Here is a 25,551-nt window from a genome sequence, read left to right as displayed (position 1 = left end):
GGGACCCATGAGCCATCAGTTGACCCTGGACCAGATCAGGCGCGCCCCGAAGGTGCTGCTGCACGACCACCTCGACGGCGGGCTGCGGCCGGAGACGATCGTCGAGCTCGCCGCCGCGACCGGCTACACCGGCCTGCCCGCGGACGATCCCGAGGCCCTGGGGGCCTGGTTCGCCGAGGCGGCCGACTCCGGCTCGCTGGAGCGCTACCTGGAGACGTTCGGCCACACCGTCGCGGTCATGCAGACCCGTGAGTCGCTGGTGCGGGTGGCCGCCGAGTGCGCCGAGGACCTCGCGGCCGACGGCATCGTCTACGCCGAGGTCCGCTACGCCCCCGAGCAGCACCTGGAGGCCGGACTCAGCCTGGAGGAGGTGGTCGAGGCCGTCCTGGAGGGCTTCCGGGTCGGCCAGGACCGCGCGGCGGCCCAGGGGCGCTCCATCCGGGTGGGGACGCTGCTGACCGCCATGCGGCACGCGGCCCGGTCGCGCGAGATCGCCGAACTGGCCGTGCGCTACCGCGACGTGGGCGTGGTCGGCTTCGACATCGCCGGCGCCGAGGCGGGACACCCGCCCACCCGGCACCTCGACGCCTTCGAGTACCTGCGCAGGGAGAACGCCCACTTCACGATCCACGCGGGCGAGGCGTTCGGACTGCCCTCGATCTGGGAGGCCCTGCAGTGGTGCGGCGCCGGCCGGCTCGGCCACGGCGTGCGGATCGTCGACGACATCGAGGCGGCCAGGGGCGCCGACGAGGCCTCCGGCACGGTGCGGATGGGCCGACTGGCCAACTACGTCCGCGACAAGCGGGTGCCGCTGGAGATGTGCCCCAGCTCCAATGTGCAGACCGGCGCGGCCGTCTCCATCGCCGAGCACCCCATCGGCCTGCTGCGCCGGCTGCGTTTCAGGGTGACGGTCAACACCGACAACCGGCTGCAGAGCGGCACCGCCCTGTCCGAGGAGTTCGCGAAACTGGTCGAAGCCTTCGGGTATGACTGGGATGACCTGCAATGGTTTACCGTCAATGCCATGAAATCGGCGTTCCTGCCCTTCGATGAGCGGCTCGCGCTCATCAACGGCCAGATCAAGCCGGGATTCGCGCAACTCAAGTGGGCAACAGATTGAAACCCTTCACACAGCCGGTCCCCCGCGTGCTGGGGTGGGTCTGGATCGCCATCGCGGTCCTCAACCTCGTCGACCTCGCGCTGCGCGGCCGCAGCCACGCCGCGGTGATCGCGGCGGCCGTCCTGGTGCTGAGCATCGGGGCCGTCTACGTCCTGGCGCTGCGTCCGCGCGTCGTCGTGACCGAGCGGGGCGTGCGGCTGGTGAACCCGCTGCGCGAGGCCTTCGTGCCGTGGTCGGCGTTCACCTGGGCCGACGTCACCGACGTGCTGCGGGTGCACGCGGGGGACCGGGTGTTCCGCTCGTGGCCGCTGCGCGAGACCAAGCGGGCCAGGGTGCGCGACAACCTCCGTCGCGCCAACGGCTACGCCGACGCCCCCGAGGAGGACGACCCGCGCAGGATGCGCCCGGTCGACTTCAAGGCCAGGCAGTTGCGCGACGAGGCCGAGAAGCGCAAGGCGCGGCCGGTCACGGCGGGTGGCGGACCGGCGGCCGCCGACGCGGGGCCGGTCTTGGACGAGCCGACCGTGGTGTGGTCGCCCGACGCGGTCGCCGCCGTGGGCGTCCCGCTGTTGCTGCTGCTGGCGGCCGTTCTCCTCGGCTAGATCGTTGACGGGAGTCGGGAGGCTGCGGCCGCAGCCTCCCGTTCGCCACCGCAGGACCTGGAGACAGTCCCCACCCTCTCCCATCACCGATCCGGCCGAGCGCCCGGACCGCGGCGTCGGGGGAGTCCCGGATCCGGGCTCCCCCGTTTTTTTCGCCGATCGACTTGACCACGTCCCGTAAAGAATGGTTAGGTAAGGCATGCCTAAGGGTTGCGGTTCCGGCTCGCGGTGGAGCGCGGACCACCTCGGATCCGCCTCCCACGGGCGTTCGCGGGTCAACTGAATAGCGGGCGCGCCGCCGACCACGCATCGCCACGCGCGGCGGTCCGGCCGAGGTCGTGGGGACCGACCGGACCGAAGGCGGCGCGCAGCCAAGGAGTACGGTTCTGCTCGCCGGAAGTCTGCGGGGACTTTCCGCTTCGGGCCGTACGGAGACCGCGCCGTCGGCGTCCGCGGTCGGCGCAGTTCATCCCCGGCCTCGGGATGCTGCTCGCCACGCAGCGCCGGCCGCCGCCCGGCGGATCGCCGGTCTCCACCTCCCCTCGGGGGAGGAGCGCACGAGCCCCCGGCGCGGAGGGGGCGGCGCTCCTTCCCCGAGGTGCTCTCCTGCGGTGCAGGCGGGACCCTGCTACAGCCTGAGCAGGATGCTGTTCAGCAGGCCGCCCATGGCGTGGGCGCGTTCGCGGGCGACACCGAGCATCTGCTCGGGGTCGACCGCCTCGCGGCCCGGGTCCATCACGTCGGCGGTCACCAGCGAGACCCCCAGGACCTCGGCGCCCATCTCGGCCGCCGCGATCGTCTCCAGCGCCATCGAGGTGCCGATCAGGTCGGCCCCCGCGGTCCGCAGCATGGCGACCTCGGCCGGGGTCCCGAACTGCGGGCCCGTCACCGCGGCGTAGACGCCTTCGGCGATCGAGGGGTCGGCGTCGCGGGCGATGGCGCGCAACCGCGGGGCGTAGGCGTGGGTGAGATCCACGAAATCCGGCCCGATCAGCGGTGACGCGGCCGTGAGGTTGATGTGGTCGCGCACCACGATCGGCTGCCCCACGGAGAAGTCGACGCGCAGCGACGCGGCCGAGCCGGTGAGGACGACGGTGCGGGCGCCGGCCGAGATGCCCGTGCGCACGGCGTGCGCCACCTGCGCCGCGCCGTGCCCCTCGTAGAGGTGGGTGCGGCCGAGGAAGACCGCCACGCGCTTGGCGCCCACCCACGTACTGCGCACCACCGGGACGTGCCCGGCGGCGGTCGGCGCGACGAACCCGGGGAGGTCGCCGATGGCGGCTTCGGCATCGGGGGCGCCGAGGGCGTCGACCGCGCCCGCCCACCCAGAACCGAGGACGACGACGGCGTCATAGCCATCCGCGCCGGTCCGTGACAGGAGCTCACCGGCGGCCTCGGCCGCGCGCGCCTTCGCCTCAGCGGTCCCCACAACGGGGATAACCTGCGTGGATTCGCTCACACCTCCGGAGCGTACTCCGCGACCCCCGATTTCGACCGCAGCGCCACGCAGGGGCCCCCATTCGTACTAGGACGTGCACGGACGCGACCGGAGGTCGGCCACGTAGTCCGGCGGCGCCCCCGCCTTCTCGGCGGCCTCGGCGAGCACGCCGAGGTAGAGCGCCGAGGGCAGGCCGCCCTCGTAGTCGTTGAGCACGTGCACCCACACGGGGACGTCGCCGTCCAGCAGGGTCTGCGCGCGCAGCCGGATCCGGGAGTAGACGCCGAGGTCGGTGCCCTCCCAGGAGTCCAGGAGTGACTCGTCCCACTCGGGGACGTCGTACAGCGCCACGAAGACGCTTGACTCGCGCTGCTCGACGAGCGTCGCCAGGGCCCCGCCCCACTGCGTCTCGCCACCGCCGAACGTCAGCCGCCAGCCTTCCAGCCAGCCGGTGCTCCACAGTGGCGAGTGCGGCGCGCGCTTGGCCATCTGCTCGGGATCGAGGTTGTTGCCGTATGCGGCGTACAGAGGCACGCGGCCATGCTACGTGGTCGCCCGGCACGGCGGTGCGAATTTCGCCACCCGGGATGAAGGACAATGGAGATAGAGCGACAGGCGAGCAGAAGCAGGGCGGCCGGCCCACAAGGCCCCGGCGTGTCCGCGAGAGGACGCGAGGCCGCCGGAAGGAGTGGAGCAGACGTGACGACCAAGGTCGTGATCATCGGGGGCGGCCCCGGAGGCTATGAGTCGGCCCTCGTGGCCGCACAGCTCGGCGCCGACGTGACGGTGGTCGACCGCGACGGCATCGGGGGCGCCTGCGTCCTCACCGACTGCGTACCGTCCAAGACGATGATCGCCACCTCCGTCCGGATGTCCTACGTCACCGACGCCGCGAAGCTCGGGATCAACGTGGGCGACGAGCCCGAGATCGACAAGGACATCGTCGGCATCGACCTCAAGACGGTCAACGCCCGGGTGAAGCGGCTCGCCCAGGCCCAGTCCGCCGACACCTCGGCCCGCCTGATCAAGGAAGGTGTGGAGATCGTCGCCGGCGAGGGGCGGCTGGTCGATCCGCACATCGTCGCGGTCGGCGACCGGCGCATCCGCGCCGACGTCGTCCTCATCACGACCGGGGCCCACCCGAGGGAGCTGCCCACGGCCAAGCCCGACGGCGAGCGCATCCTCACCTGGCGCCAGCTCTACGACCTGGAGGCGCTGCCGGAGAACCTGATCGTCGTCGGCTCCGGCGTCACCGGCGCGGAGTTCGCCAACGCCTACCAGGCGCTCGGCTCCGACGTCACCCTCGTCTCCTCCCGCGACCACGTCCTGCCCACCCAGGACGCCGACGCCGCCGAGGTGCTGGAGGGCGTGTTCCGCCGCCGCGGCATGACGGTGCTCGGCAACTCCCGCGCCGAGTCGGTCAGCCGCTCCGGCGACGGGGTCGTGGTGAAACTGGCCGACGGGCGCACGGTCGAGGGCAGCCACTGCCTCATGACGGTCGGCATGATCCCCAACACCGACAACATCGGCCTGGAGGAGATCGGCGTCCGGCTCGACAAGGGCGGGTTCGTGCAGGTCGACCGGGTCTCCCGGACCTCGACGCCGGGCGTCTACGCCGCGGGCGACTGCACCGGCGTCAACATGCTGGCCTCCGTCGCCGCCATGCAGGGCCGCATCGCGATGTGGCACGCCCTGGGCGAGGCGGTCGCGCCGCTGAAGCTGTCCACGGTGGCCTCGACCGTGTTCACCAACCCCGAGCTGGCCGCCGTCGGCGTCAGCGAGGCCGACGTGCGCTCCGGCCGCGTCGACGCCCGGGTGGTGAACCTGCCGCTGGACACCAACCCGCGCGCCAAGATGCACGGCACCAAGGACGGCTTCGTCAAGCTGATCTGCCGTCAGCACACCGGCATCGTCCTGGGCGGCGTCATCGTCGGCCCGCGCGCCAGCGAGCTCATCCTCGCGGTGTCGGTCGCGGTGCAGCAGCGCCTCACCGTGGACGACCTCGCGCACACCTTCGCGGTCTATCCCTCGCTGTCGGGCAGCGTCACCGAGGCCGCGCGCTCGCTCATGCAGGCCTCGCCGGAGTAGCGGCCGGACCGGCCGCGCACGCGCGTACCGGCGGCACCGAAGTCCCGGACACGAGGAGGGCCCCGGCCGTCCGGCCGGGGCCCTGTGCGTTCGGTGAGGGTGACGGGCTAGAAGTCGCCGAATCCGCCGAAGTCGCCCCCGCCGCCGAAGTCACCGAAGTCGCCTCCGCCGAAGTCGCCTCCGCCGAGGTCACCGCCTCCCATGTCACCGGCGCCCATGTCGCCCATGCCGGCGCCCATCATGGACCCCATCATGTTGCCGATCATCATGCCGGTGAACATGCCCATCATCATGTCCATCCCGAAGTAGCCGCCGGCGTAGGGCGCGTAGGCGGGACCGGCGTCGTAGTAGGGCCGGCGCCGACCGTCGACCTCGACCATGCGCACGTCGGGGTCGTGGCCGGAGAGCACCGCCTGGGTGCAGGCGGGGCAGGCCGGGACCGAGCGGGGCGAGCCGCCGGGCGGCGCCCACATGACGTCCTGCTGCGACGGCCCGTGCTGCGGGTTGAAGAAGCAGGGCTTGCGGCGCTCGGGGACCGGCTCGTCGTGCATCCGGGCACGGGTGGCGGTCATGTAGTAGCGGCCGTCCTCCAGCGCGGTGGTGACCTGCTGGATCTCGTCGGGCCGCTGGATGGTGTCCAGGGAGGACTTGGCGCGGTCGTAGGAGTCCATCGCGTGGGTGTAGTCGGTGCGCGTGGGCTCGTCGACCTTGGTCAGGTCGATCTCCAGGCCGGCGATGTCCTCGCCGAGCCGGGTGACGTCCTCGGCCGCCATCTTCTTGATGTCGGCGAGCTCCTGCGCGGCCTTGGCCTCGCGCTTCTTCTTGGAGTTGTACAGGAAGAAGCCGCCGCCGACCACGGCCAGGGCCAGGACGCCCAGCAGCACCATGCCGAAGACGCTCGACGCGGCGGCGGAGTCGGCCGCCTCATCGGCCCCCTCGGCCACGCTGACCATGCCGTCGACCGGGTTCTGGGCCGACGTCCACTCGTTGTAGATCGCTTCCTGGTCGCCCTCCGAGATGACGTCGGAGCGCAGCACCTCGCTGCCGCCGACGGCCATCGCGTAGGTGCCTTCGCCGACCTCGTCCCTGACCTGCGACAGATAGTCCGCCGCGGTCGTCTCCGAGGCGAACGCTTCCTCGGGCAGGATGACGAAGTAGACGGGGGTCTCGGCGCTCTCCGCCGCCTGCCCCATGGCGTCGATCTCGGCCTGCGGGATGTCCTCCGCGCTCGCGGGGTCGACGAAGATGTGGTCACTTTGGAGGTCGCCGGCGACCTCGCTCGGACTGGGGGCCTCGGCGGCGTTCGCCGGCGAAGCCGCCGTGAAGACTGTGAGCCCTGCGGCGAGCAGGGCGGGTACTGCCAAGCGGCGCAACATGATCGTTCCTCTCGCCTCCCTCACTCATGACAGACGAATGGGAGGGGCCGATGGTTCCCGCGGCGCGGGATGTGACCAAAGACTAAGGGCGGCTCATCCGACGGGCGAGCCGCCCTTGCGCTCTCATCGGGGTCGATGCGGGAGCGCAGGTCAGGGTGTGCTCGGCGCCGAGACCCTGTCCGCGTCCGCGCCCGTGTCGGCGGCCCCCTTCTCCTGCCGCTCCTGCGCGGCGGCCGCGGCCTGCTCGGCCGGGCTGGAGAACTCGGGGTCGACGAACCCGCCGAGCCCGCGCGGGGCGTTGTAGCGCTCGATGTCGATGATCTTCTCGCGCTTGGCCACGACGGCCGGGACGAGCGCCTGACCGGCCACGTTGGTGGCGGTGCGGCCCATGTCCAGGATCGGGTCGACGGCGAGCAGCAGGCCGACGCCCTCCAGCGGCAGGCCCAGCGTCGACAGCGTCAGCGTGAGCATGACGGTCGCGCCCGTGGTGCCGGCGGTGGCCGCGGAGCCGATCACGGAGACGAACACGATCAGCAGGTAGTGGGTGATGCCGAGTTCCACGCCGAAGAACTGGGCGACGAAGATCGCCGCGACGGCCGGGTAGATCGCGGCGCAGCCGTCCATCTTGGTGGTGGCGCCGAACGGCACCGCGAAGGAGGCGTAGGCCCGGGGAACGCCGAAGTTGGTCTCGGCGACGCGCTGGGTGACGGGCATCGTGCCTATGGAGGAGCGGGACACGAAGCCGAGCTGCACGGCCGGCCACACGCCGGAGAAGTACTTCAGCGGGGACAGGCCGTTGGCCAGGGCCAGGATCGGGTAGACGACGAACAGCACCAGTACGAGGCCGATGTAGATCGCCAGGGTGAACTTGCCCAGGGCGCCGATGGTGGTCCAGCCGTAGCTGTAGACCGCGTTGCCCAGCAGGCCGATGGTGCCCAGCGGGGCCAGCCGGATGATCCACCACAGCACCTTCAGCACGATGTCCAGCGCGGACTGGGTGAAGGCGAGGAAAGGCTCGGCTGACCTGCCGACCTTGACGGCCGCGATGCCGATCGCGATCGCGATGACGATGAGCTGCAGGGCGTTGAAGTCCAGCGAGGTGGTGAGCGCGCCGGTGCCGTCGTCGGAGGTTCCGGCGGACAGGCCGAGGAAGTTGGCGGGGACCAGGCTCTCCAGGAACGCCAGCCAGGATCCGCTGCTGTCCGGGTCCTCCGCGGAGGCGGCGTCCACGCCGCTGTTCACGCCGGGGCGGATTCCCAGCCCCAGCCCGATGCCGATGCTCACGGCGATCAGCGCGGTGGCGGCGAACCACAGCAGCGTCTGGCCGGCCAGGCGGGCGGCGTTGGTGACGTTGCGCAGGCTCGCGATGGAGGAGATGACGGCCAGCAGGATCAGCGGCGGGACGATCGCCTTCAACAGCGTGACGAACGTCGAACCGATGGTGTCGAGCGTGACGGCCAGCCAGTTCGGGGCGTCGGCCGTGCCGCCGAGCTGGCGGGCGACCAGACCGAGCGCGAGGCCGACGACGAGTGCTAACAGGACCTGGACGGCGAACGGTACGCGCCGGAGTGCGGACAGCACGGGTGACTCCAAGATCGGGGAGACGGCGAAAACCCGCGGTCGTGGGCGGGGTTTTCCGGGGGGAGGAGGGCGCGCGGACCGGTGTGGGACTCGGGCGCCTGGAACGCGGAGGCTCGGCCGGGAGGCCGATCGGCGGGCGGAGTCGGGGCTAACGACACGCGTGACTGGCGAACCGGCACAGGTCGATGTGCCGCCGCTGGGTGAGTCCCCAAAGATTCGTCACAAGAGACAACAATAGCCAAAGAATCCGTTTTATTCCCGGGTGGGTCTCTGGTCGTATCGGTCCCGGAACGTCCGGTCGCCGCGGACCCCGCCCCCCCCCGGGCCGGGGCCGCGGGGCCCCGGTGACGGGGGAGGCGGACCCCTACCCCGAGCGGCGGAGGTCGCCGCGGAGGATGCGCTGCACCAGGTCGCCGCGGAGCGCGCCGTAGCCCGTCGCCGACCAGACGCTCTCCTCGGCGGGAACCTCGTAGTAGGGGACCCGCCGCCCCTCGTGCTCGACGGTCAGCGCCTGGGGCGTCCTGCGGTCGCGTACGGCCGCGGCGCACGCCGAGCACAGCGGGACGGTGACGCCGCGCCGGGTGCCCACCGCGCGCCACGGGGTCGGCCTGGTGGCCGTTCCGTGCAGCGGGTTGAAGAAGCAGTGCGCGCGCCGCTTCGGCGCGCGCCTGCCCGCGGTGGCGGCCTCGGCCAGGCTCAGGGCGTCCTCGCTCACGTCGAGCAGGACCAGCGCACCGGCCAGGTCGGCCAGGCCGTCCGGACCGCCCTGCGCGGCGTCGTAGGCCTTGCCCGCGGCGGCGTAGGCGTCCAGCGCCTCCTGGTGGGCGGCCGTCGCGGCCTCCGGCCCGGCGTCGATGTCCGCGCCTTCCAGGCGCTCCCCGACCTCCACCAGCTCCCGGTGGGTCCGGGCGGCCACCTCGTCGCGGCGGGCGTCGTCGGCGTTGTCGAACACCGCGTGCTGCGGCAGGGCCGGGACGCGCACCCGGGCCGACCAGCGCCGCCAGAGCACGGGCAGGGCCCCGATGAACACCACGGCGACGGCCGCGATCACGGCCGCGATCACAGCCGGGGTCGGCCAGGCCGACCCGCCGTCGTCCCCGGCGCCGCTCTCGCCCTCGATCTCCGGCAGGCCCGGGCCGCCGTCCTCGGGCGGGTGCTCCTCCTCGTAGCGGGCCGTCTCGCGCTCGTAGACCTCCCGGCCCCGCCCGGCAGCCGTGATCTCCACCGCCCGCCGGATCCTGTCGGCGATCGGCACGTCGGCGAAGTCGTTCTCGTAGCTCACGGCCAGCGCGGCGTAGTGGGCGTTGTCGCCCTCCTCGGTCGGGAAGCCCGTGCCGTGCAACTGATCGGAGGAGCCCAGGGTGAGGTAGGAGGCGGATTCGCCGCCCATGCGGTCGTGCACCGCGCCGACCAGCTGGTCCGGGTCGCCCTGCCAGGCGTCGCCGCTGACCAGCGGGACGAGGACGACGCGGATCGGCTCCCCGCTCTCCTCGATCTGCTCGGCCAGCGCGGCGCGGTCCTCCTCGGGCAGGGCCGAGTCCAGCGACGGGTCCACGTAGACCGGGGACTCCCGCAGCGATTCGGCGATGCGCTGGGCGGGGCTGTCGGCATCGGCTCCGGCCGGGGCGCTCCAGCCCAGGGCGGCCGCGGCGCCGAACAGGGCCGCGGCCAGGCCCGCGGCGAGGCGACGTTCAATGGACACCGAGTTCCTCCATGACCCGTTCGGGCAGATCCCGGGTGTGCTCGCCGTATTCGACGGTGATCCAGAAGCGTGCGGTCTCGTGGTGGGCGACCCGCCGGCCCTCGTGCCCGACCAGCAGGATTCTGCGGCGCAGCGTCTCGGCGGGCAGGCGCGCGCAGTCCGCGCAGACCCGGACCCGGCCCATGCCGGGGACGTCGGTCTTGCGGCCGGTGTCCGGCGCGGAGCCGTGCAGCGGGTTGACCATGCAGGCCGGCCGGGTCCGCCGGCCGCGCTCGCGGGACAGCGCCTGCCTGCCGTCGCGCGCCAGCACGATCGCGCCGACGAGGTCCAACTGGTCGCGGTGCTCCCGCGCCAGGATGCCGGCCGCGTCGAAGGCGTTGACGGCGCGGCGCCGGTGCGGGTGCTCCTCACCGGCCTCGGCGATCTCCTCGCTCAGGGCCTGGAGCTCGGTGTTGAGGGTCCGTACCAGGTGGCCGCGGGAGGGCCTGCGCGGCGCCTGGCGGGGACGGGCCGCCTCGGCGGGCCCGGAGGAGCCCGCTCCGGCGCCGGGCGTCCGCACGGCGGCGGCCGACAGCAGAGGGCTCCGGCGCGCGGCGCGCAGCACCAGCGTGCCCAGGCCCCACACCAGGAGCGCCAGCAGCGGCCCCACGATCAGCAGCCCGGGGATGAAACCCCCGTACAGGTAGTCCTGCGCGGGCGAACCGGAATCGCCGGTGTCGGTGTCGGGGAGGGGGACGTGGGGGGCGGGGCTCCCGGCCGGACCCGCGGGAGCGGCGTCGACCTCGTCCAGGGTGGCCGCCAGCAGTTCGGCGTCGGAGGCGCCCTCGCGGCCGCTGTAGCTCAGTTCGTCGGAGAGCTCCAGGTCGATGGGCACGTCGAACGCCACCGCGTGCACATAGCCGCGGCTCTCCCGGTGGGCCTCCAGCGCGACGTAGACGCCCTCCTCCCCGAGGGCGTCGTGCAGCGCGTGCAGGAACACCTCGGGGTCGCCGCCGGACGCGTCGTCGAGGGAGAAGGGGAGCACCGCGATGCGGACCGGCACGTCGGCGCCCGCCAGCCGGTCGCGCAGCCCGGCCCGCTCCTCGGCGTTCAGCGACGAGGCGGCCTCGGGGTCGACGAACAGCGGCGACTCCCGCAGCCCTTCGGCCACGCGGTCGGCCCGGGCGGTGTCGGTGACGTAGGGCGGGACGGTGGTGACCGGGTTGGCGGGCCGGTCGGAGGCGAAGGCCCGCGCGGTCGGGCCCGGCGCGGTGAGCAGCGCGCAGCACAGCAGCGCCGCAACGGGCATGCGGCGCGCGGACGCGGGACGGGGACTCACGTGCGCCTCCGGGGCCGGACGCCACCCGGTCTCCGGCCGGGCGCGGCCGGCCGCGCCCTTGTGCGGCGGCGCACGAAGACGACGAGCGCGCCGGTCACCGCGGCCCCCAGCGCGGTGCCGGTGACGAAACCGATGTTCTCGCGGCCGACCGGGCGGGCGGGGTCGAGGTCGCCGCCGAGGAACTCGGTGAGGAACCCGGCGTCCGGGCCCTCCTCGCCTTCCTCGCTTTCCTCGCCGTTCCGGCCGATCTCCTCGCGGGCGCTCTCGGCCGACGCCTCGGGGTCCTCGGCGAGGGCCGCGTCCACGAAGTGCGCGGCCACCTCGGCGACCGGGGCGTCGTAGTCGAGGTCACCGGAGAACCGCGTGGCGTCGAGCGCGGCCTCCAGCGGCACGTCCACCCCGTGGGCCGTGCCGCTCACCCCGGCCCCCGAGGCGGGGAAGAGCAGGTAGAGGCCGTCCTCGCCGAGGCGGTCGTGCACGGCGGCGAGCAGGCTCTCGTCAACGGGGTCGGAGACGGCGACGGGCAGCACCAGGGCGTGGACGGGCACGTCCAGCCGGGCCAGCGTGCCGCGCAGCTCCTCGGCGGTGCCCTCACGGTCGTAGCGGCCGGCCAGGTGGTCGCTGACGTGGACGGGGTCCTCGGCGAGCCGCTCGGCGTAGAACTCGGCCTTGCCCTGGTCGACCTGTGCGGCGAGCGCGGCCGACGAGGGAAGGAGCGCACCGGGCACGGCGGCGAGCACCGCCGCGAACGCGGCCGCTCTGCTCCCGGATGTCATGGCCGGACATGTTAGCGGGGCGCCGAACGACGGCGGTGTGCGGGTGCGCACGGTGGTTCTCTCGCTGATCTTGGCCTTGAGTTTCAACCTCGACCCCAGGGGGTCTCCAAGCCCAGCCCCAGAAGGGAGGGCGTGCGGGTGGGTCCCTTCCACCTCGACCCCCGATGGCCGAGGTTGAAACTCACGTTGACCTTGTGAGCGTTATTTCAACGGTGGTCTCCGGTGGTGGCTGCAGCGGGGTGGGCGATGGTTGTCCTCCAGGCCACCGGGTGGTGCGCGGAAAGCCTGCGGCCACGGTCTCCGGCACCACGCAGCCGCTGCGGCAGCCCCTTGAAACCACCCGCAGCGGTCACGACCCGGTCAGGAGTCCTTGATCTCGCAGACGACGCCGCCGTTGGAGACGGTCTCGCCAGCGGAGACCGACAGCCCGGTGACCGTGCCGCTCTTGTGGGCGGTCAGGGGCTGCTCCATCTTCATGGCCTCGATGACGACGACGGCGTCGCCCTCGGCGACCTCCTGGCCGTTCTCGGCCACGAGCTTGACCACGGTGCCCTGCATCGGGCTGACCAGCGCATCGCCGCCGACCGCCGCGGCGGTCCCGCTGCCGGAGCCGCGCCTGGGGGGCTTCTTGGCGCCGGTGCGCGCGGCACCCGCGTCGAGGCCCAGGCCGGCGGGCAGCACGACCTCCACCCGCCTGCCGCCGACCTCCACGGTCACGCGTTCGCGCGGCTCGGCATCGGCCTGCTCGGCGGCGCCGGCGTAGGGCTCGATGACGGTGTCGAACTCGGTCTCGATCCAGCGGGTGTGCACGGAGAAGGGCTCATCGGCGGCCGCTGGGGCGAATGCGGGGTCGGTGACCACGGCCTGGTGGAACGGGATGACGGTGGGCATGCCGCCCACCTCGAACTCGGCCAGCGCCCGCCGCGAGCGCTGCAGCGCCTGGGTGCGGTCGGCTCCGGTGACGATGAGCTTGGCCACCATCGAGTCGAACGCCTGGGGCACGGTGAACCCGGTCTCGCAGCCGGTGTCGACGCGCACGCCCGGCCCGCCCGGCAGGTTGAAGGAGGTGATGGTGCCGGGGGCGGGCATGAAGGTGCGCCCGGCGTCCTCGGCGTTGATCCGGAACTCGAAGGAGTGCCCGCGGACCTCGGGGTCGTCGTAGCCCAGCTTCTCGCCCTCGGCGACGCGGAACATCTCGCGCACCAGGTCGATGCCGGTGACCTCCTCGGTGACCGGGTGCTCCACCTGCAGCCGGGTGTTGACCTCCAGGAAGGAGACCGTGCCGTCGACGCCGACCAGGAACTCGCACGTGCCCGCGCCCACGTAGCCGGCCTCGCGCAGGATCGCCTTGGAGGAGGCGCGCAGCAGCTCCTCCTGCTCGGCGGTGAGGAACGGGGCGGGGGCCTCCTCGACCAGTTTCTGGTGGCGGCGCTGCAGCGAGCAGTCGCGGGTGGAGACCACCACCACGTTGCCGTGCGCATCGGCCAGGCACTGGGTCTCGACGTGGCGGGGCCGGTCAAGGTAGCGCTCCACGAAGCACTCGCCGCGCCCGAACGCGGCCACGGCCTCGCGCACCGCCGAGTCGTAGGCGTCGGCGACCTCATCCAGGGTGCGGGCGACCTTCAGGCCGCGGCCGCCGCCGCCGAACGCGGCCTTGATCGCGATCGGCAGCCCGTGCTCCTCGGCGAAGGCCACCACCTCCGCGGAGCCCGAGACCGGGTCGGCGGTGCCGGCCACCAGCGGCGCGCCGACCTTCTGGGCGATGTGGCGGGCCTGGACCTTGTCGCCCAGCGACCGGATCGCCGAGGGCGGCGGGCCGATCCAGACCAGCCCGGCCTCGATGACGGCCTCGGCGAACTCGGCGTTCTCGGCCAGGAACCCGTAGCCCGGATGCACCGCGTCGGCACCGGAGGCCGCGGCGACGCCCAGGATCCTGTCGATGTCGAGGTAGGACTCGGCCGGAGTGGAACCGCCCAGGGCGTGGGCCTCGTCGGCGACCTTGACGTGCAGGGCTTCCAGGTCGGGCTCGGCATAGATCGCGACGCTGCCAAGACCGGCGTCCCGACAGGCGCGCGCCACCCGGACCGCGATCTCGCCCCGATTGGCGATGAGGACTTTACGCACGGTCGAACATTCCTCCTGAGTACGGCACCGGCCGGTTCCCGCGCCGCTGCTGAGAGTCTAGGAAGGGCGCGCGAGGACCGGCACGGCCGGGATACCTCTGCTTGGTCGTGGATGGGACGTGGACGAAAAAGGCCGACTGACACGATCGCCGCGGCGGCCGGGCCGGGATCACCCGGAGCGCAGGCTCATCCGCCATGCGCCCGGACCCGGATGCAGCGGGCGGCGCACCAGCCGCGAGCGGTCCCGCCACGCCGAGCGCGGGGCCGGCTCCTCGGCGGCCCCCGCTGCGGCCCGCGCGGCGCGGGCGCGCGCGGTCAGCACCGCGACGAGGGCCGCGGTCTCCTCGGGAGCGAGGTCGCCCCGAACGATGCGCAGCCGGGGCGCCGGGCTCTGCTCGGGGATGCCGGGGGCCGTCTCCCGCCCGCTCACGGCCTCTCGTTCCCTCACAGCGGGATGTTCCCGTGCTTCTTGGGCGGGAGCTGCTTGCGCTTGTTGCGCAGGCCGCGCAGCGCCTTGATCACCGACACCCTGGTCTCGGAGGGCAGGATCACCCCGTCGACGTAGCCGCGCTCGGCCGCGCTGTAGGGGTTGGCCAGCGTGTCCTCGTACTCCTGGATCAGCCGCGCCCGCTCCGACTCGGCGTCGGTGGCCTCGGCCAGCGTGCGCCGGTGCAGGATGTTGACCGCGCCCTGGGCGCCCATCACCGCGATCTGGGCGGTGGGCCAGGCCAGGTTGACGTCGGCGCCCAGGTGCTTGGAGCCCATCACGTCGTAGGCGCCGCCGTAGGCCTTGCGGGTGATGACCGTGACCAGCGGCACCGTGGCCTCGGCGTAGGCGTAGAGCAGCTTGGCGCCGCGCCGGATGATGCCGTTCCACTCCTGGTCGGTGCCAGGCAGGAAGCCGGGCACGTCCACGAAGGTCAGCACCGGGACGTTGAAGGCGTCGCAGGTGCGCACGAACCGCGCGGCCTTCTCCGAGGCGTCGATGTCGAGCGTGCCGGCCAGGCTCATCGGCTGGTTGGCCACCACGCCGACCGGGTGGCCCTCCACGCGCCCGTAGCCCACCACGATGTTGGGGGCGAACTGGGCGTGCACCTCCAGGAACTCGCCGTCGTCCAGGACGTGGCCGATGACGGTGCGCATGTCGTAGGGCTGGTTGGCCGAGTCGGGGACGAAGGCGTCGAGCTCCAGGTCGGCCTCGGTGACCTCGGGCTCGGCGTCGGAGTCGTAGACCGGCGGCTCCTCCAGGTTGTTGGCCGGGAGGTAGGACAGCAGCGCCTTGACGTAGTCGATGGCGTCGCCCTCGTCGGCGCCCATGTAGTGGGCCACGCCGGAGCGGGAGTTGTGGGTGCGCGCCCCGCCCAGGTCTTCGAAGCCGACGTCCTCACCGGTGACGGTCTTGATCACGTCGGGGCCGGTGATGAACATGTGCGAGCTCTGGTCGGCCATCACGATGAAGTCGGTGATGGCCGGGGAGTACACCGCGCCGCCCGCGCAGGGGCCCAGCACCAGCGAGATCTGCGGGATCACCCCGGAGGCGTGCACGTTGCGCTTGAAGATCTCGGCGTAGAGGCCCAGCGCCACCACGCCTTCCTGGATGCGCGCGCCGCCGGAGTCGTTGATGCCGACGACCGGGCAGCCGGTCTTGAGCGCGTGGTCCATCACCTTGACGATCTTCTCGCCGAACACCTCGCCCAGCGAGCCGCCGAAGACGGTGAAGTCCTGGCTGAACACCGCCACCGGCCGACCGTCGACCGTGCCGTGGCCGGTGACCACGCCGTCGCCGTAGGGGCGGTTGCCCTCCTGGCCGAAGTTGGTGGAGCGGTGCCGCGCAAGCGCGTCGAACTCCACGAACGATCCGGGGTCCAGAAGGGCGTCGATGCGCTCGCGCGCGGTCATCTTGCCCTTGGCGTGCTGTTTCTCAATGGCTCGCTCGGACCCCGCGTGTACCGCCTCATAGCGGCGACGCTGCAGGTCGGCGAGTTTGCCCGCGGTGGTGTGGATGTCGATCTCCGCCGCGGGCAGCGGTTCAGGGGCTTCGGTCGCCATAAGGATTCAGGGTAGTCCCGCCGCTGATCCGCATGGGGACACGGCCCCGGTTACTCGGTGGTAAGTGGGGATACGCACAGGTCAGACCGGCCGCAGCCGTTGAGCCGGCCGGATGCGTTCGGTGCCGTCCGCAGCGGCCGCGCCCCGCCGCGGGCCGACACCCTCCGGCCGATGGCGGCGGGTGCCCCGGGCGGAGGGCGGAGGTCGGCTACGGTTCCTGGTATGACCCAATTCGCCGTCCGGGCCCAGGGCCTCGTCAAGCGGTTCGGGAGCTCCACCGCGGACAGCGCCCACACCGCCGTCGCGGGGATCGACCTCGAGGTGCCCGCGGGCAGCTTCTTCGGGCTCGTGGGGCCCAACGGTGCGGGCAAGACCACGACGCTGTCCATGATCACCGGCCTGCTGCGGCCCAGCGCCGGCCGGGTGGAGATCCTCGGCCACGACGTCTGGAGCGACCCCGCGGCGGCGAAGGCGCGCATGGGGGCGCTGCCGGAGGGCGTGCGGATGTTCGACCGGCTCTCGGGCCGGGAGCTGCTGCGCTTCACCGGGCGGCTGCACGGCCTGCCGGCCGACGTGGTGGCGGCGCGCGCCGATGAGCTGCTCGACGTCCTCGATCTGACGGGTGCGGCGAACCATCTGGTCGTCGACTACTCCACCGGGATGCGCAAGAAGGTCGGGCTGGCCTCGGCGCTGCTGCACAACCCCGCCGTGCTCTTCCTCGACGAGCCGTTCGAGGGGGTCGACCCGGTGTCGGCCGGCACGATCCGGCGGGTGCTGGAGCGCTACACCCGCTCCGGTTCCACGGTGATCTTCTCCAGCCACGTCATGGAGCTGGTGGAGCAGCTGTGCGACCGCGTCGCGATCCTGAACCGGGGACGGGTGGTCGCGGCCGGCGAGGTCGGCTCCATCCGCGGCGGGCGCTCCCTGCACGAGGCGTTCCTGGCGATCGTGGGCGTGCGCGCCCAAGGGGAGGACGGAGGCCTGGCGTGGCTCGGGACTTCGTCCGGCTGAAGCTGAGCCTGATCGCCGGAGGGCTGCGCGGCGACATCACGCGCACGCTCGCCTTCGTCGTCGGCGTGGCCGCCGGGGTGGCGGCGGCCGGAGCGGGGTTCACCGGGTTCGCCCTGCTGCGCGGCGCGGGCGAGGCGGCCGGCGACGTGGGCGTGCTCGTCTTCACCGCGTTCGCGCTGGGCTGGGCGGTCGCGCCGATCTTCATGTTCCGTTCCGACGAGACGCTCGACCCCGCCCGGTTCGCGCTGCTGCCGCTGCGGCCCCGCACGGCGGCGGCCGGTCTGCTGGCGGCGGCGGCGGTCGGCGTCGCGCCGATCGCGGGCTTCATCGCGCTGTCGGGCAGCGTGGTCGGCCTGACCAGGGGAGCGCCATCGGTCCCCGTCGCGGTGGTCGCCGTCGCGCTCACCATACTGCTGTGCCTGCTGCTGGGCCGGACGCTGCCGCTCCTGCTGCTGCCGGTGCTGCGCGGCAGGCGCGGATCCGACGTGATGATCGCCGGCATGGTGCTGGTCGTCGGGGCCGTCGTACTCGGCCAATGGAGCATCTCCCTGTTCGGGCCGGAGGACATCGGCGTCGCCGTGGTCGCGCTCGCCGGCTGGCTGCGCTGGGCCCCGCCCGGCATGGCCGCGCAGGCCATCGCCGACGTCGGGGCCGGCGCCCACGGAGCGGCGGCGCTCCGCCTGGCGGCGGTCGCCGCTGTGGTGGCGCTGCTCGCGTGGTGCTGGACGCGGCTGCTCGGCCGCGCCCTGACCGGCCACGGCGCGACCGCGGGCGGCACCACGGTGCGGGCCTCGCACACCGGGGGCTTCGGCCCGGGGTGGCTGCCGCCGCGCACCGCCGCGGTGCTGGCCAGGGAGCTGCGCTACGCCTGGCGGGAACCGCGCCGCAAGGCCAACGTCGTGACGCTGGTGCTGATGCTGGGCTTCCTGCTCATGCTGACGCTGGTGGTCAGGGTCGAGATCGAGGGCCCGGTCCCCGACCCCTCCGTCCCCCTGATGCTGATGGTGGGCTCCATCAGCGCGCTGACCCTGACCTCGAACTACTTCGGCCTGCAGGGGGCCGCTCTGTGGACCACCGCGATCACAACGGCGTCGGCGCGCGACCTGCGTGCGGAGTTCAGCGGCGCACTCCTGGCGTTGAGCGTGCTCTGCTCCCCGCTGCTCATGGCGTTCACGGTCCTGCGCTCCCTCAGCGCGGCGCCGGAGGCTCAGGCGGGGTCCGGCTGGATGCTGTACGCGGGGGTCGCCCTGGGCGGGTTCGGGCTGTCGCTCGGCGTCGGCGTGCTCATGAGCGTCCTGCTGCCCTACGCGCTGCCCGAGCGCTCCCACAACCCCTTCGCCGGTCCCGGAGCAGGGCAGGGCCTGGTCGTCTCGCTCGCGCTCTGCGCCGCGTTCATCGTCGTCAACATCCTCGCGGTCCCGATCTACCTGGCCGCCTACGGCCTCGGCCCGGACCGGGGCCTCCACGTGCTCATCGGCGGCGCACTGTACGGCGCGGCCGCAGCGGGGGCCGGAGTGGCGATCGCCGCCGGGACGGGGGCGCGTAGACTCCCCGAGATCATGGCCAAGGTGGGCCGCCCGGCGGACTGAGGACGAACGGCGCGCCCCCGACCCGCGGATTCGCCGGTCAGGCCCTAGTGTCCGCCCCCGGAGCCAATTGGTAGAGACCAATCTGGGTAGGGTGAGGCACATGACAGCGGTTAGCGCGGAACGCGACAGTGCCCGCCAGGAGATGCCCGACCAGTTGCGCAGCGACGTCCGCCTGCTCGGCGAGATGCTCGGAACGGTGCTGGCCGAGAGCGGCGGCAAGGATCTGTTGGCCGACGTGGAGCGCCTCAGGCACGCCGTCATCGGCGCCAGGGACGGCTCGGTCACCGGAGAGGAGATCACCGCCCTGGTGGCCTCATGGCCACTGGAGCGGGCCAAGCAGGTGGCGCGGGCCTTCACCGTCTACTTCCACCTCGCCAACCTGGCCGAGGAGCACCACCGGATGCGGTCCCTGCGGGAGCGCGACGACGCAGACAACCCCCCGCGGGAGTCGCTGGCGGCGGCGGTCCGCCACATCAGGGACGGCTACGGCGAGGACCGGCTGCGCGAACTCGTGGCCGGCATGGAGTTCCATCCCGTTCTCACCGCCCACCCCACCGAGGCGCGCCGGCGCGCGGTCTCGACGTCGATCCTGCGGGTGAGCGAGCAGCTGGAGCGGTTCCGCGGCGCCCACCCGGGCAGCTCGGCCGAGGCCGAGGCGCACCGGCGGCTCATGGAGGAGATCGACCTGCTGTGGCGCACCTCCCAGCTCCGCTACACCAAGCTGGACCCGCTGGACGAGGTGCGCACCGCGATGGCCGCCTTCGACGAGACGATCTTCCGGGTGGTCCCCGAGATCTACCGGGCCCTCGACACCGCGATCGACCCCGACGGCACCGGGCGGCGGCCCTCGCTGGCCAAGCCGTTCGTGCGCTACGGCAGCTGGATCGGCGGCGACCGCGACGGCAACCCGTTCGTCACCCACGAGATCACCCGCGAGGCGATCGCCATCCAGTCCGAGCACGTCCTGCTCGCGCTGGAGAACGCCTGCGGGCGCATCGCGCGGACCCTGACCGCCTACGGCAACCTCACGCCGGCCGGCGAGGACCTGCGCGACACCCTGGCCACCGCCCAGGCCGGCTACCCGCGCCTGATGAGCGAGATCGTCAAGCGTTCGCCCAACGAGCCGCACCGCCAGCTGCTGCTGTTCGCCACCGAGCGGCTGCGCGCCACTCGCGAGCGCGACGCCGACCTGGCCTACCCCGGCCCCGAGGCGCTCCTGGCCGACCTGCGCACCGTGCAGGAGTCCCTGGCCGCGGCCGGTGCCGTCCGGCAGGCCTACGGCGAACTGCAGCACCTCGTCTGGCAGGCCGAGACGTTCGGCTTCCACCTCGCCGAGCTGGAGATCCGCCAGCACAGCGATGTGCACGCCAAGGCGCTGGAGGAGCTGCGCGCCGGCGCGGAGCCGTCGGAGAGGACCCGGGAGGTCCTCGCCACGCTGCGGGTCGTCGCCTGGATCCAGGAGCGGTTCGGCGTCGACGCCTGCCGCCGCTACGTCGTCAGCTTCACCCGCTCGGCGGCCGACGTCGCGGCGGTCTACGAGCTGGCCTCCCACGCCCTGCCGACCGGCAAGGCCCCCGTGCTCGACGTGGTGCCGCTGTTCGAGACCGGCGCGGACCTGGACGCGTCGCCGGGGGTGCTCGACGGCATGCTGGAGCTGCCCGACGTGCGGCGCCGGCTGGACGAGACCGGCCGCCGCCTGGAGATCATGCTCGGCTACAGCGACTCGGCCAAGGACGTCGGGCCGGTCAGCGCCACCCTGCGGCTCTACGACGCCCAGAGCAGGCTCGCGGAGTGGGCGCGGCGCAACGACGTCCGGCTCACCCTGTTCCACGGCCGCGGCGGCTCGCTGGGCCGCGGCGGCGGCCCCGCCAACCGGGCGCTGCTGGCGCAGGCGCCGGGATCGGTCGCCGGCCGGTTCAAGGTCACCGAGCAGGGCGAGGTCATCTTCGCCCGCTACGGCCAGCCCGCCATCGCCCGCCGCCACATCGAGCAGGTGGGCCATGCCGTGCTGATGGCGTCGACGGCGACGGTCGAGGAGCGGGCGGAGGCCGCGGCCGCGCGGTTCCGCGTCGTCGCCGACCGGATCGCCGAAGCGGCGCACACCGCATACAGGAAGCTCATCGACACCGAGGGCTTCGCGGAGTGGTTCTCCCGGGTCAGCCCGCTGGAGGAGCTCGGGGAGCTGCGGCTGGGCTCGCGCCCGTCGCGCCGCTCGGCCGCGCGCGGCCTGGACGACCTGCGCGCCATCCCGTGGGTGTTCGCCTGGACCCAGACCCGCGTCAACCTGCCCGGCTGGTACGGGCTGGGCAGCGGCCTCGCCGCGGTCGAGGACCTGGACGAGCTGCACGCCGCCTACGTCGAGTGGCCCCTGTTCGCCTCGCTGCTGGACAACGCCGAGATGAGCCTGGCCAAGACCGACCGCACGATCGCCGAGCGCTACCTGGCGCTGGGCGACCGCCCGGAGCTCACCGAGCGGGTGCTCGCCGAATACGACCGCACCCGCGACCTGGTCCTCAAGGTCACCCGGCACGAGCGCCTGCTGGAGAACCGCAGCGTCCTGTCGCGCGCCGTGGACCTGCGCAACCCCTACGTCGACGCGCTGTCGCACCTGCAGTTGCGGGCCCTGGCCGCGCTGCGCACCGAGCCCGAGCGGCTCTCGGAGGAGGACCAGCACCACCTGGAACGCCTGCTCCTGCTCTCGGTCAACGGCGTCGCCGCCGGCCTGCAGAACACCGGCTGACCCGGCGGCATGGGTCACGGCACCGGGTCGGAGGCGGTTGAATGGGGGCATGGCCACCGACTCCTCCCCCTTCAGCGACCTCGACCGGCCGCCGCTGCGGCGGGCCGCCCTGGAGCGCGCGCTCGTGCGGCCCGGCGGGCCGTGGCGGGAGATCGAGGTGCTGCCCGAGCTCGGATCGACCAACACCGAACTCATCGGACGCGCCCGGGAGGGGGCGGCCGAGGGGGCGGTGCTGGTCACCGAGCATCAGACGGCAGGGCGCGGGCGGCTGGACCGGGCCTTCCACACGCCGGCGCGGGCCGCGCTGACCTTCTCCGTCCTGCTGCGCCCCGATGTCGCGCCCAGCAGCTACGGCTGGCTGCCCCTGCTCATGGGGGTGGCCGCGGTGCGCGGCATCGGCCGGGTCGCCGAGGCGGCGGCCGGACTGAAGTGGCCCAACGACGTCGTCTCCACGGCCGCGGACGCCGAGCGCAAGCTCGCCGGGATCCTGTCCGAGGCGGCGTCCTCGCCCGACGGCACCGCCATCGTGATCGGCATGGGGCTCAACGTCTCCCAGAGCAGGGCCGAACTGCCCGTGGACACCGCGACCTCACTGCTCCTCGAAGGGGCCCCCTGCACCGACCGCGACCCCCTGCTGCGGGCCGTGCTGCGCGGGTTCGCCGACCGCTACCGCGCCTGGCTGGAGCACGGCGGCGACGCCGAGGCGTGCGGCCTGGCGGCGGAGTACCGGGAGCACTGCACCACGATCGGCCGCGAGGTGCGGGTCCGCCTGCCCGGCGAGCGGCTGCTGGAGGGCGAGGCGGTCGGCGTCGACGCCGACGGCCGCCTCACCGTGCGCACCGCCGGCGGCGGCCGCACCTCGCTGAGCGCCGGCGATGTGGTGCACGTCCGGCCCGCCGCGTGAGCCCGGGGCCGCGTGCGGCCGCGGCCGCGCCGACCCGGTCGGCCCGCGCAACACGGGGATCTCCTTGACCAACCCGACCCCCACGTACTAAACCGACAGTCACGCGCACGCCTCGTGCGCCGGGCGGGTCCGTCCCTTCGCCGCCTTTTCGACCTCGAACACGAGAGAGCGTATGCCGCCGCGTCCCGACCCCAAGGAGATCGAAGCCGCCCTGTTGGGAGGCGAGGCGCGGTACACCCGCGAGGAGGCCGTGCGCCGCTCCGGCGCGTCCCAGGAGTTCGCCACCCGGATCTGGCGGGCCCTGGGCTTCGCGACGCAGGGTGACGACACCCCCTCCTTCACCGACAGCGACGTCGACGCCCTGCGCGTCACCGCCGAGCTGATGCACCAGGGCATGCTCGACGAGGAGGCCGCCGTCCGGCTGGCCCGCGCCATGGGGCAGACGATGGCCCGGCTCGCCGAGTGGCAGACCAGCATCCTCACCACCCTCTCCCGCGCGCCGGGCGAGGACCAGGCGCAGGACCGGATCGGCTCGCTGCTGGAGGTGCTGCCCGACGTCGAACGGCTGCTCGTGCACATCTGGCGGCGCCAACTCGCGGCGTCGGCCGTCCGGACCCTCGCCGTCATGGAGCAGAGCGACGACGCGGCGCCGAACTACTTCCCGCTGGTGGTCGGGTTCGCCGACCTGGTCTCCTTCACCACGCTCAGCCGCGAGCTCGACGAGGTGGGGCTGGCCGAGGTCGTCGAGGGCTTCGAGGCGACCTCGGCCGACATCGTCGCCTCCGGCGGCGGCCGCGTGGTGAAGACGCTCGGCGACGAGATCCTCTACGTCACCAACTCCGCCGACCAGGCCGCCGAGATCGCGCTGCAGCTCGCCGACGGGGTGAAGACCCACGTCGAGGTGCCCGACGTGCGCGTGGGCCTGGCCTACGGGCCGGTGCTGGCGCTGCTCGGCGACGTGTTCGGCACGACGGTGAACCGGGCCAGCCGCCTGACCTCCTTCGCCCGCCCCGGCACCGTCCTCGTCGACGAGGCCCTCGCCGGCCTCCTGGAGGACGACGAGGCCTACCAGGTGGTCGGGGCGCGGGCGCGGCACGCCCACGGGCTCGGCCAGCTCCAGCCCTACGCGCTGCGCCGCAGCTTCGAGGTCGCACGCCACCTCTGACGGCCGGGTCTTCCACAAGTCGGGAGAGGATCTTCCTAACGGGGTCCGCATCCGGCATGTTGGAGGGACCCAGCGAACGCGATGGGGCACGATCAGGTGTGAGTGGAGGAGCCGACATGCCGCATGAAGTCAAGGCCGTGATCTCGCGGGAGAAGAACGCCCCCGTCGCCGTGGAGACCATCGTCGTCCCGGATCCGGGACCCGGCGAGGCGCTGGTGAAGGTGCAGGCGTGCGGGGTGTGCCACACCGATCTGCACTACCGGCAGGGCGGCATCGGCGACGAGTTCCCGTTCCTGCTCGGGCACGAGGCCGCGGGCGTGGTCGAGGCGGTGGGCGAGGGGGTCACCGAGGTCGCGCCGGGCGACTACGTGGTCCTGAACTGGCGGGCGGTGTGCGGCGAGTGCCGGGCCTGCCGACGGGGCCGGCCCTGGTACTGCTTCGACACTCACAACGCCGCCCAGAAGATGGCGCTGACCGACGGCACCGAACTCTCACCGGCGCTGGGCATCGGGGCGTTCGCCGAGAAGACGCTGGTGGCGGCCGGGCAGTGCACCAAGGTCGACCCCGAGGCGAGCCCGGCCGTGGCCGGCCTGCTGGGCTGCGGGGTGATGGCCGGCATCGGCGCGGCCGTCAACACCGGCGGCGTCACCCGGGGCGACTCGGTGGCCGTGTTCGGCTGCGGCGGGGTGGGCGACGCCGCGATCGCCGGGGCGCGCCTGGCCGGCGCGGCGCGGATCATCGCGGTGGACGTGGAGGACCGCAAACTGGAGTGGGCGCGCGGCTTCGGCGCCACCCACACCGTCAACTCCCGCGGCACCGACCCGGTGGAGGCGATCCGGGAGCTCACCGGCGGCAACGGCGCCGACGTCGTCATCGAGGCCGTCGGCCGCCCCGAGACCTACGAGCAGGCGTTCTACGCCCGCGACCTGGCCGGGACCGTGGTGCTGGTGGGCGTGCCGACACCGGAGATGCGCATCGACCTTCCACTGCTCGACGTGTTCGGCAGGGGCGGCGCGCTGAAGTCGTCGTGGTACGGCGACTGCCTGCCCTCCCGCGACTTCCCGATGCTCATCGACCTGTACCTGCAGGGCCGGCTCAACCTCGAGGGGTTCGTGTCCGAGAAGATCGCCCTGGACGACATTGAGGAGGCGTTCAACAAGATGCACCGCGGTGATGTGCTGCGCTCGGTGGTGGTCCTCTAGATGACCGAGAACCCCCCGATCCCGGTCGACCACCTCGTCACGTCCGGCACCTTCCGGCTGGACGGCGGCGAGTGGGACGTCGACAACAACGTGTGGATCGTCGGCAACGAGCGCACGGCGGTGGTGATCGACGCGGCCCACGACCACGAGGCGATCGCGCGGGCGCTGGGCGACCGCGAGCTGATGGCGATCGTGTGCACGCACGCGCACAACGACCACGTCAACGCCGCGGCCGCGCTGGCCGACCTCACCGAGGCGCCGATCCTGCTGCACCCCGACGACGCGCCGCTGTGGCACATGGTCCATCCCGACCGCGAGCCCGACGCGCCGCTGCTGCACGGGGAGCGGTTGCAGGCCGGCGACGTCGAACTGGAGGTGCTGCACACCCCCGGCCACGCGCCCGGGGCCGTCTGCCTGCACGCCGCGGAGCTCGGCATCGTGTTCACCGGCGACACTCTGTTCAAGGGCGGTCCGGGCGCCACCGGCCGGTCCTACTCCGACTTCCCCACGATCGTCGACTCCATCCGCGACCGGCTGCTCACCCTGCCGCCGGAGACGGTCGTGCACACCGGGCACGGCGACTCCACCACGATCGGCGACGAAGCCCCGCACCTGGAGGAGTGGATCGCCCGGGGGCACTGAGAGACCCTGCGGCGGGAATGTGCTTCGCCGCCCCGGGCCGGAAACGACGTTTTGTCCACGGGCATCGGGTATTGCTATCGCGACCGCCGGCGGACCGACATCCGGACTCCACCCCCCAGGAGGCA

20 protein-coding genes are annotated in these 25,551 nt (G+C 73.0%); 10 read left to right on the top strand and 10 right to left on the bottom strand.

Annotated elements, in window-relative coordinates; genetic code table 11:
• Positions 1-7 precede the first annotated feature (7 nt).
• The gene (locus tag HDA32_RS24055; RefSeq protein ID WP_179645354.1) at positions 8-1,120 is read left to right on the top strand and encodes an adenosine deaminase; all 1,113 of its coding nucleotides are present in this window, start codon (positions 8-10) and stop codon (positions 1,118-1,120) included.
• The gene (locus HDA32_RS24050) at positions 1,117-1,722 is read left to right on the top strand and encodes a PH domain-containing protein (RefSeq protein ID WP_218882578.1); all 606 of its coding nucleotides are present in this window, start codon (positions 1,117-1,119) and stop codon (positions 1,720-1,722) included. The genes HDA32_RS24055 and HDA32_RS24050 overlap by 4 nt, the downstream gene beginning before the upstream one ends.
• A gap of 628 nt (positions 1,723-2,350) precedes the next feature.
• On the opposite strand, the gene HDA32_RS24045 is transcribed toward HDA32_RS24050, so the two are convergent.
• Both HDA32_RS24045 and HDA32_RS24040 read right to left on the bottom strand, forming a co-directional pair.
• Positions 2,351-3,181, bottom strand: a complete 831-nt coding sequence (locus HDA32_RS24045) for a purine-nucleoside phosphorylase (RefSeq protein ID WP_179645352.1) — start codon at positions 3,179-3,181, stop codon at positions 2,351-2,353.
• Between the two features lie 66 nt (positions 3,182-3,247).
• The gene (locus HDA32_RS24040; RefSeq protein ID WP_179645351.1) at positions 3,248-3,694 is read right to left on the bottom strand and encodes a gamma-glutamylcyclotransferase family protein; all 447 of its coding nucleotides are present in this window, start codon (positions 3,692-3,694) and stop codon (positions 3,248-3,250) included.
• 165 nt (positions 3,695-3,859) lie between these two features.
• Between HDA32_RS24040 and HDA32_RS24035 the strand changes: the two genes are divergently transcribed.
• Positions 3,860-5,248 carry an NAD(P)H-quinone dehydrogenase gene (locus HDA32_RS24035; protein WP_312863308.1) on the top strand — a complete coding sequence of 463 codons (1,389 nt, stop codon included), beginning with the start codon at positions 3,860-3,862 and terminating at the stop codon, positions 5,246-5,248.
• Positions 5,249-5,355: 107 nt separating this feature from the next.
• Here the strand turns inward: HDA32_RS24035 and HDA32_RS24030 are convergent, their stop codons facing one another.
• The 8 genes from HDA32_RS24030 to HDA32_RS23995 form a co-directional block, all read right to left on the bottom strand.
• Complete coding sequence (locus HDA32_RS24030) at positions 5,356-6,624, bottom strand: chemotaxis protein CheA (protein ID WP_179645349.1); 1,269 nt, start codon at positions 6,622-6,624, stop codon at positions 5,356-5,358.
• Between the two features lie 150 nt (positions 6,625-6,774).
• Entirely contained in the window at positions 6,775-8,205 is a 1,431-nt protein-coding gene (locus HDA32_RS24025) for a dicarboxylate/amino acid:cation symporter (protein WP_179645348.1), read from the bottom strand.
• A 364-nt stretch (positions 8,206-8,569) separates the two neighbouring features.
• On the bottom strand, positions 8,570-9,907 hold the full coding sequence (locus HDA32_RS24020; protein ID WP_312863307.1) for a hypothetical protein: 1,338 nt from the start codon (positions 9,905-9,907) through the stop codon (positions 8,570-8,572).
• Positions 9,897-11,225 (bottom strand): hypothetical protein, encoded by a 1,329-nt coding sequence (locus tag HDA32_RS24015; RefSeq protein WP_179645347.1) that lies wholly within the window; start codon positions 11,223-11,225, stop codon positions 9,897-9,899. Before HDA32_RS24015 ends, HDA32_RS24020 begins: the two co-directional genes overlap by 11 nt.
• A complete protein-coding gene (locus HDA32_RS24010) occupies positions 11,222-12,001 on the bottom strand; it encodes a hypothetical protein (RefSeq protein WP_179645346.1) in 780 nt (259 codons plus the stop codon). The genes HDA32_RS24015 and HDA32_RS24010 overlap by 4 nt, the downstream gene beginning before the upstream one ends.
• Positions 12,002-12,361: 360 nt before the next feature.
• Entirely contained in the window at positions 12,362-14,125 is a 1,764-nt protein-coding gene (locus tag HDA32_RS24005) for an acetyl/propionyl/methylcrotonyl-CoA carboxylase subunit alpha (protein WP_179645345.1), read from the bottom strand.
• Positions 14,126-14,293: 168 nt separating this feature from the next.
• Positions 14,294-14,554, bottom strand: coding sequence for an acyl-CoA carboxylase subunit epsilon (locus HDA32_RS24000; RefSeq protein ID WP_179646913.1), 261 nt, complete (start codon positions 14,552-14,554; stop codon positions 14,294-14,296).
• 14 nt (positions 14,555-14,568) lie between these two features.
• A complete protein-coding gene (locus HDA32_RS23995) occupies positions 14,569-16,173 on the bottom strand; it encodes an acyl-CoA carboxylase subunit beta (protein WP_179645344.1) in 1,605 nt (534 codons plus the stop codon).
• Between the two features lie 222 nt (positions 16,174-16,395).
• Here HDA32_RS23995 and HDA32_RS23990 point away from each other — a divergent pair, with 222 nt between their 5' ends.
• The 7 genes from HDA32_RS23990 to HDA32_RS23960 all read left to right on the top strand — a co-directional run bounded on the left by HDA32_RS23990 (position 16,396) and on the right by HDA32_RS23960 (position 25,426).
• Complete coding sequence (locus tag HDA32_RS23990) at positions 16,396-17,184, top strand: ABC transporter ATP-binding protein (protein ID WP_218882576.1); 789 nt, start codon at positions 16,396-16,398, stop codon at positions 17,182-17,184.
• Entirely contained in the window at positions 17,160-18,773 is a 1,614-nt protein-coding gene (locus tag HDA32_RS23985; protein ID WP_179645342.1) for a hypothetical protein, read from the top strand. The genes HDA32_RS23990 and HDA32_RS23985 overlap by 25 nt, the downstream gene beginning before the upstream one ends.
• A 142-nt stretch (positions 18,774-18,915) precedes the next feature.
• Positions 18,916-21,513 (top strand): phosphoenolpyruvate carboxylase, encoded by a 2,598-nt coding sequence (locus HDA32_RS23980; RefSeq protein ID WP_281370527.1) that lies wholly within the window; start codon positions 18,916-18,918, stop codon positions 21,511-21,513.
• A 49-nt stretch (positions 21,514-21,562) separates the two neighbouring features.
• A complete protein-coding gene (locus HDA32_RS23975) occupies positions 21,563-22,417 on the top strand; it encodes a biotin--[acetyl-CoA-carboxylase] ligase (RefSeq protein ID WP_179645340.1) in 855 nt (284 codons plus the stop codon).
• A 172-nt stretch (positions 22,418-22,589) separates the two neighbouring features.
• Positions 22,590-23,582 (top strand): adenylate/guanylate cyclase domain-containing protein, encoded by a 993-nt coding sequence (locus HDA32_RS23970; RefSeq protein WP_179645339.1) that lies wholly within the window; start codon positions 22,590-22,592, stop codon positions 23,580-23,582.
• 116 nt (positions 23,583-23,698) lie between these two features.
• Positions 23,699-24,784, top strand: coding sequence for an S-(hydroxymethyl)mycothiol dehydrogenase (locus tag HDA32_RS23965; protein ID WP_179645338.1), 1,086 nt, complete (start codon positions 23,699-23,701; stop codon positions 24,782-24,784).
• Positions 24,785-25,426, top strand: coding sequence for an MBL fold metallo-hydrolase (locus HDA32_RS23960; protein WP_179645337.1), 642 nt, complete (start codon positions 24,785-24,787; stop codon positions 25,424-25,426).
• Positions 25,427-25,551 lie beyond the last annotated feature (125 nt).

Source organism: Spinactinospora alkalitolerans, assembly GCF_013408795.1.
In the GTDB taxonomy this organism is placed as follows: Bacteria; Actinomycetota; Actinomycetes; order Streptosporangiales; family Streptosporangiaceae; genus Spinactinospora; species Spinactinospora alkalitolerans.
This window is presented reverse-complemented; position numbering and strand designations above follow the sequence as displayed.

Bases quoted from the DNA above. Each gene is read 5' to 3' on its own strand.
- HDA32_RS24055 (WP_179645354.1), top strand. From the start codon at position 8: ATGAGCCATCAGTTGACCCTGGACCAGATCAGGCGCGCCCCGAAGGTG.
- HDA32_RS24030 (WP_179645349.1), bottom strand. From the start codon at position 6,624: ATGTTGCGCCGCTTGGCAGTACCCGCCCTGCTCGCCGCAGGGCTCACA.
- HDA32_RS24010 (WP_179645346.1), bottom strand. From the start codon at position 12,001: ATGACATCCGGGAGCAGAGCGGCCGCGTTCGCGGCGGTGCTCGCCGCC.
- HDA32_RS23995 (WP_179645344.1), bottom strand. From the start codon at position 16,173: ATGGCGACCGAAGCCCCTGAACCGCTGCCCGCGGCGGAGATCGACATC.
- HDA32_RS23990 (WP_218882576.1), top strand. From the start codon at position 16,396: ATGACCCAATTCGCCGTCCGGGCCCAGGGCCTCGTCAAGCGGTTCGGG.
- HDA32_RS23980 (WP_281370527.1), top strand. From the start codon at position 18,916: ATGCCCGACCAGTTGCGCAGCGACGTCCGCCTGCTCGGCGAGATGCTC.
- HDA32_RS23975 (WP_179645340.1), top strand. From the start codon at position 21,563: ATGGCCACCGACTCCTCCCCCTTCAGCGACCTCGACCGGCCGCCGCTG.
- HDA32_RS23970 (WP_179645339.1), top strand. From the start codon at position 22,590: ATGCCGCCGCGTCCCGACCCCAAGGAGATCGAAGCCGCCCTGTTGGGA.
- HDA32_RS23965 (WP_179645338.1), top strand. From the start codon at position 23,699: ATGCCGCATGAAGTCAAGGCCGTGATCTCGCGGGAGAAGAACGCCCCC.
- HDA32_RS23960 (WP_179645337.1), top strand. From the start codon at position 24,785: ATGACCGAGAACCCCCCGATCCCGGTCGACCACCTCGTCACGTCCGGC.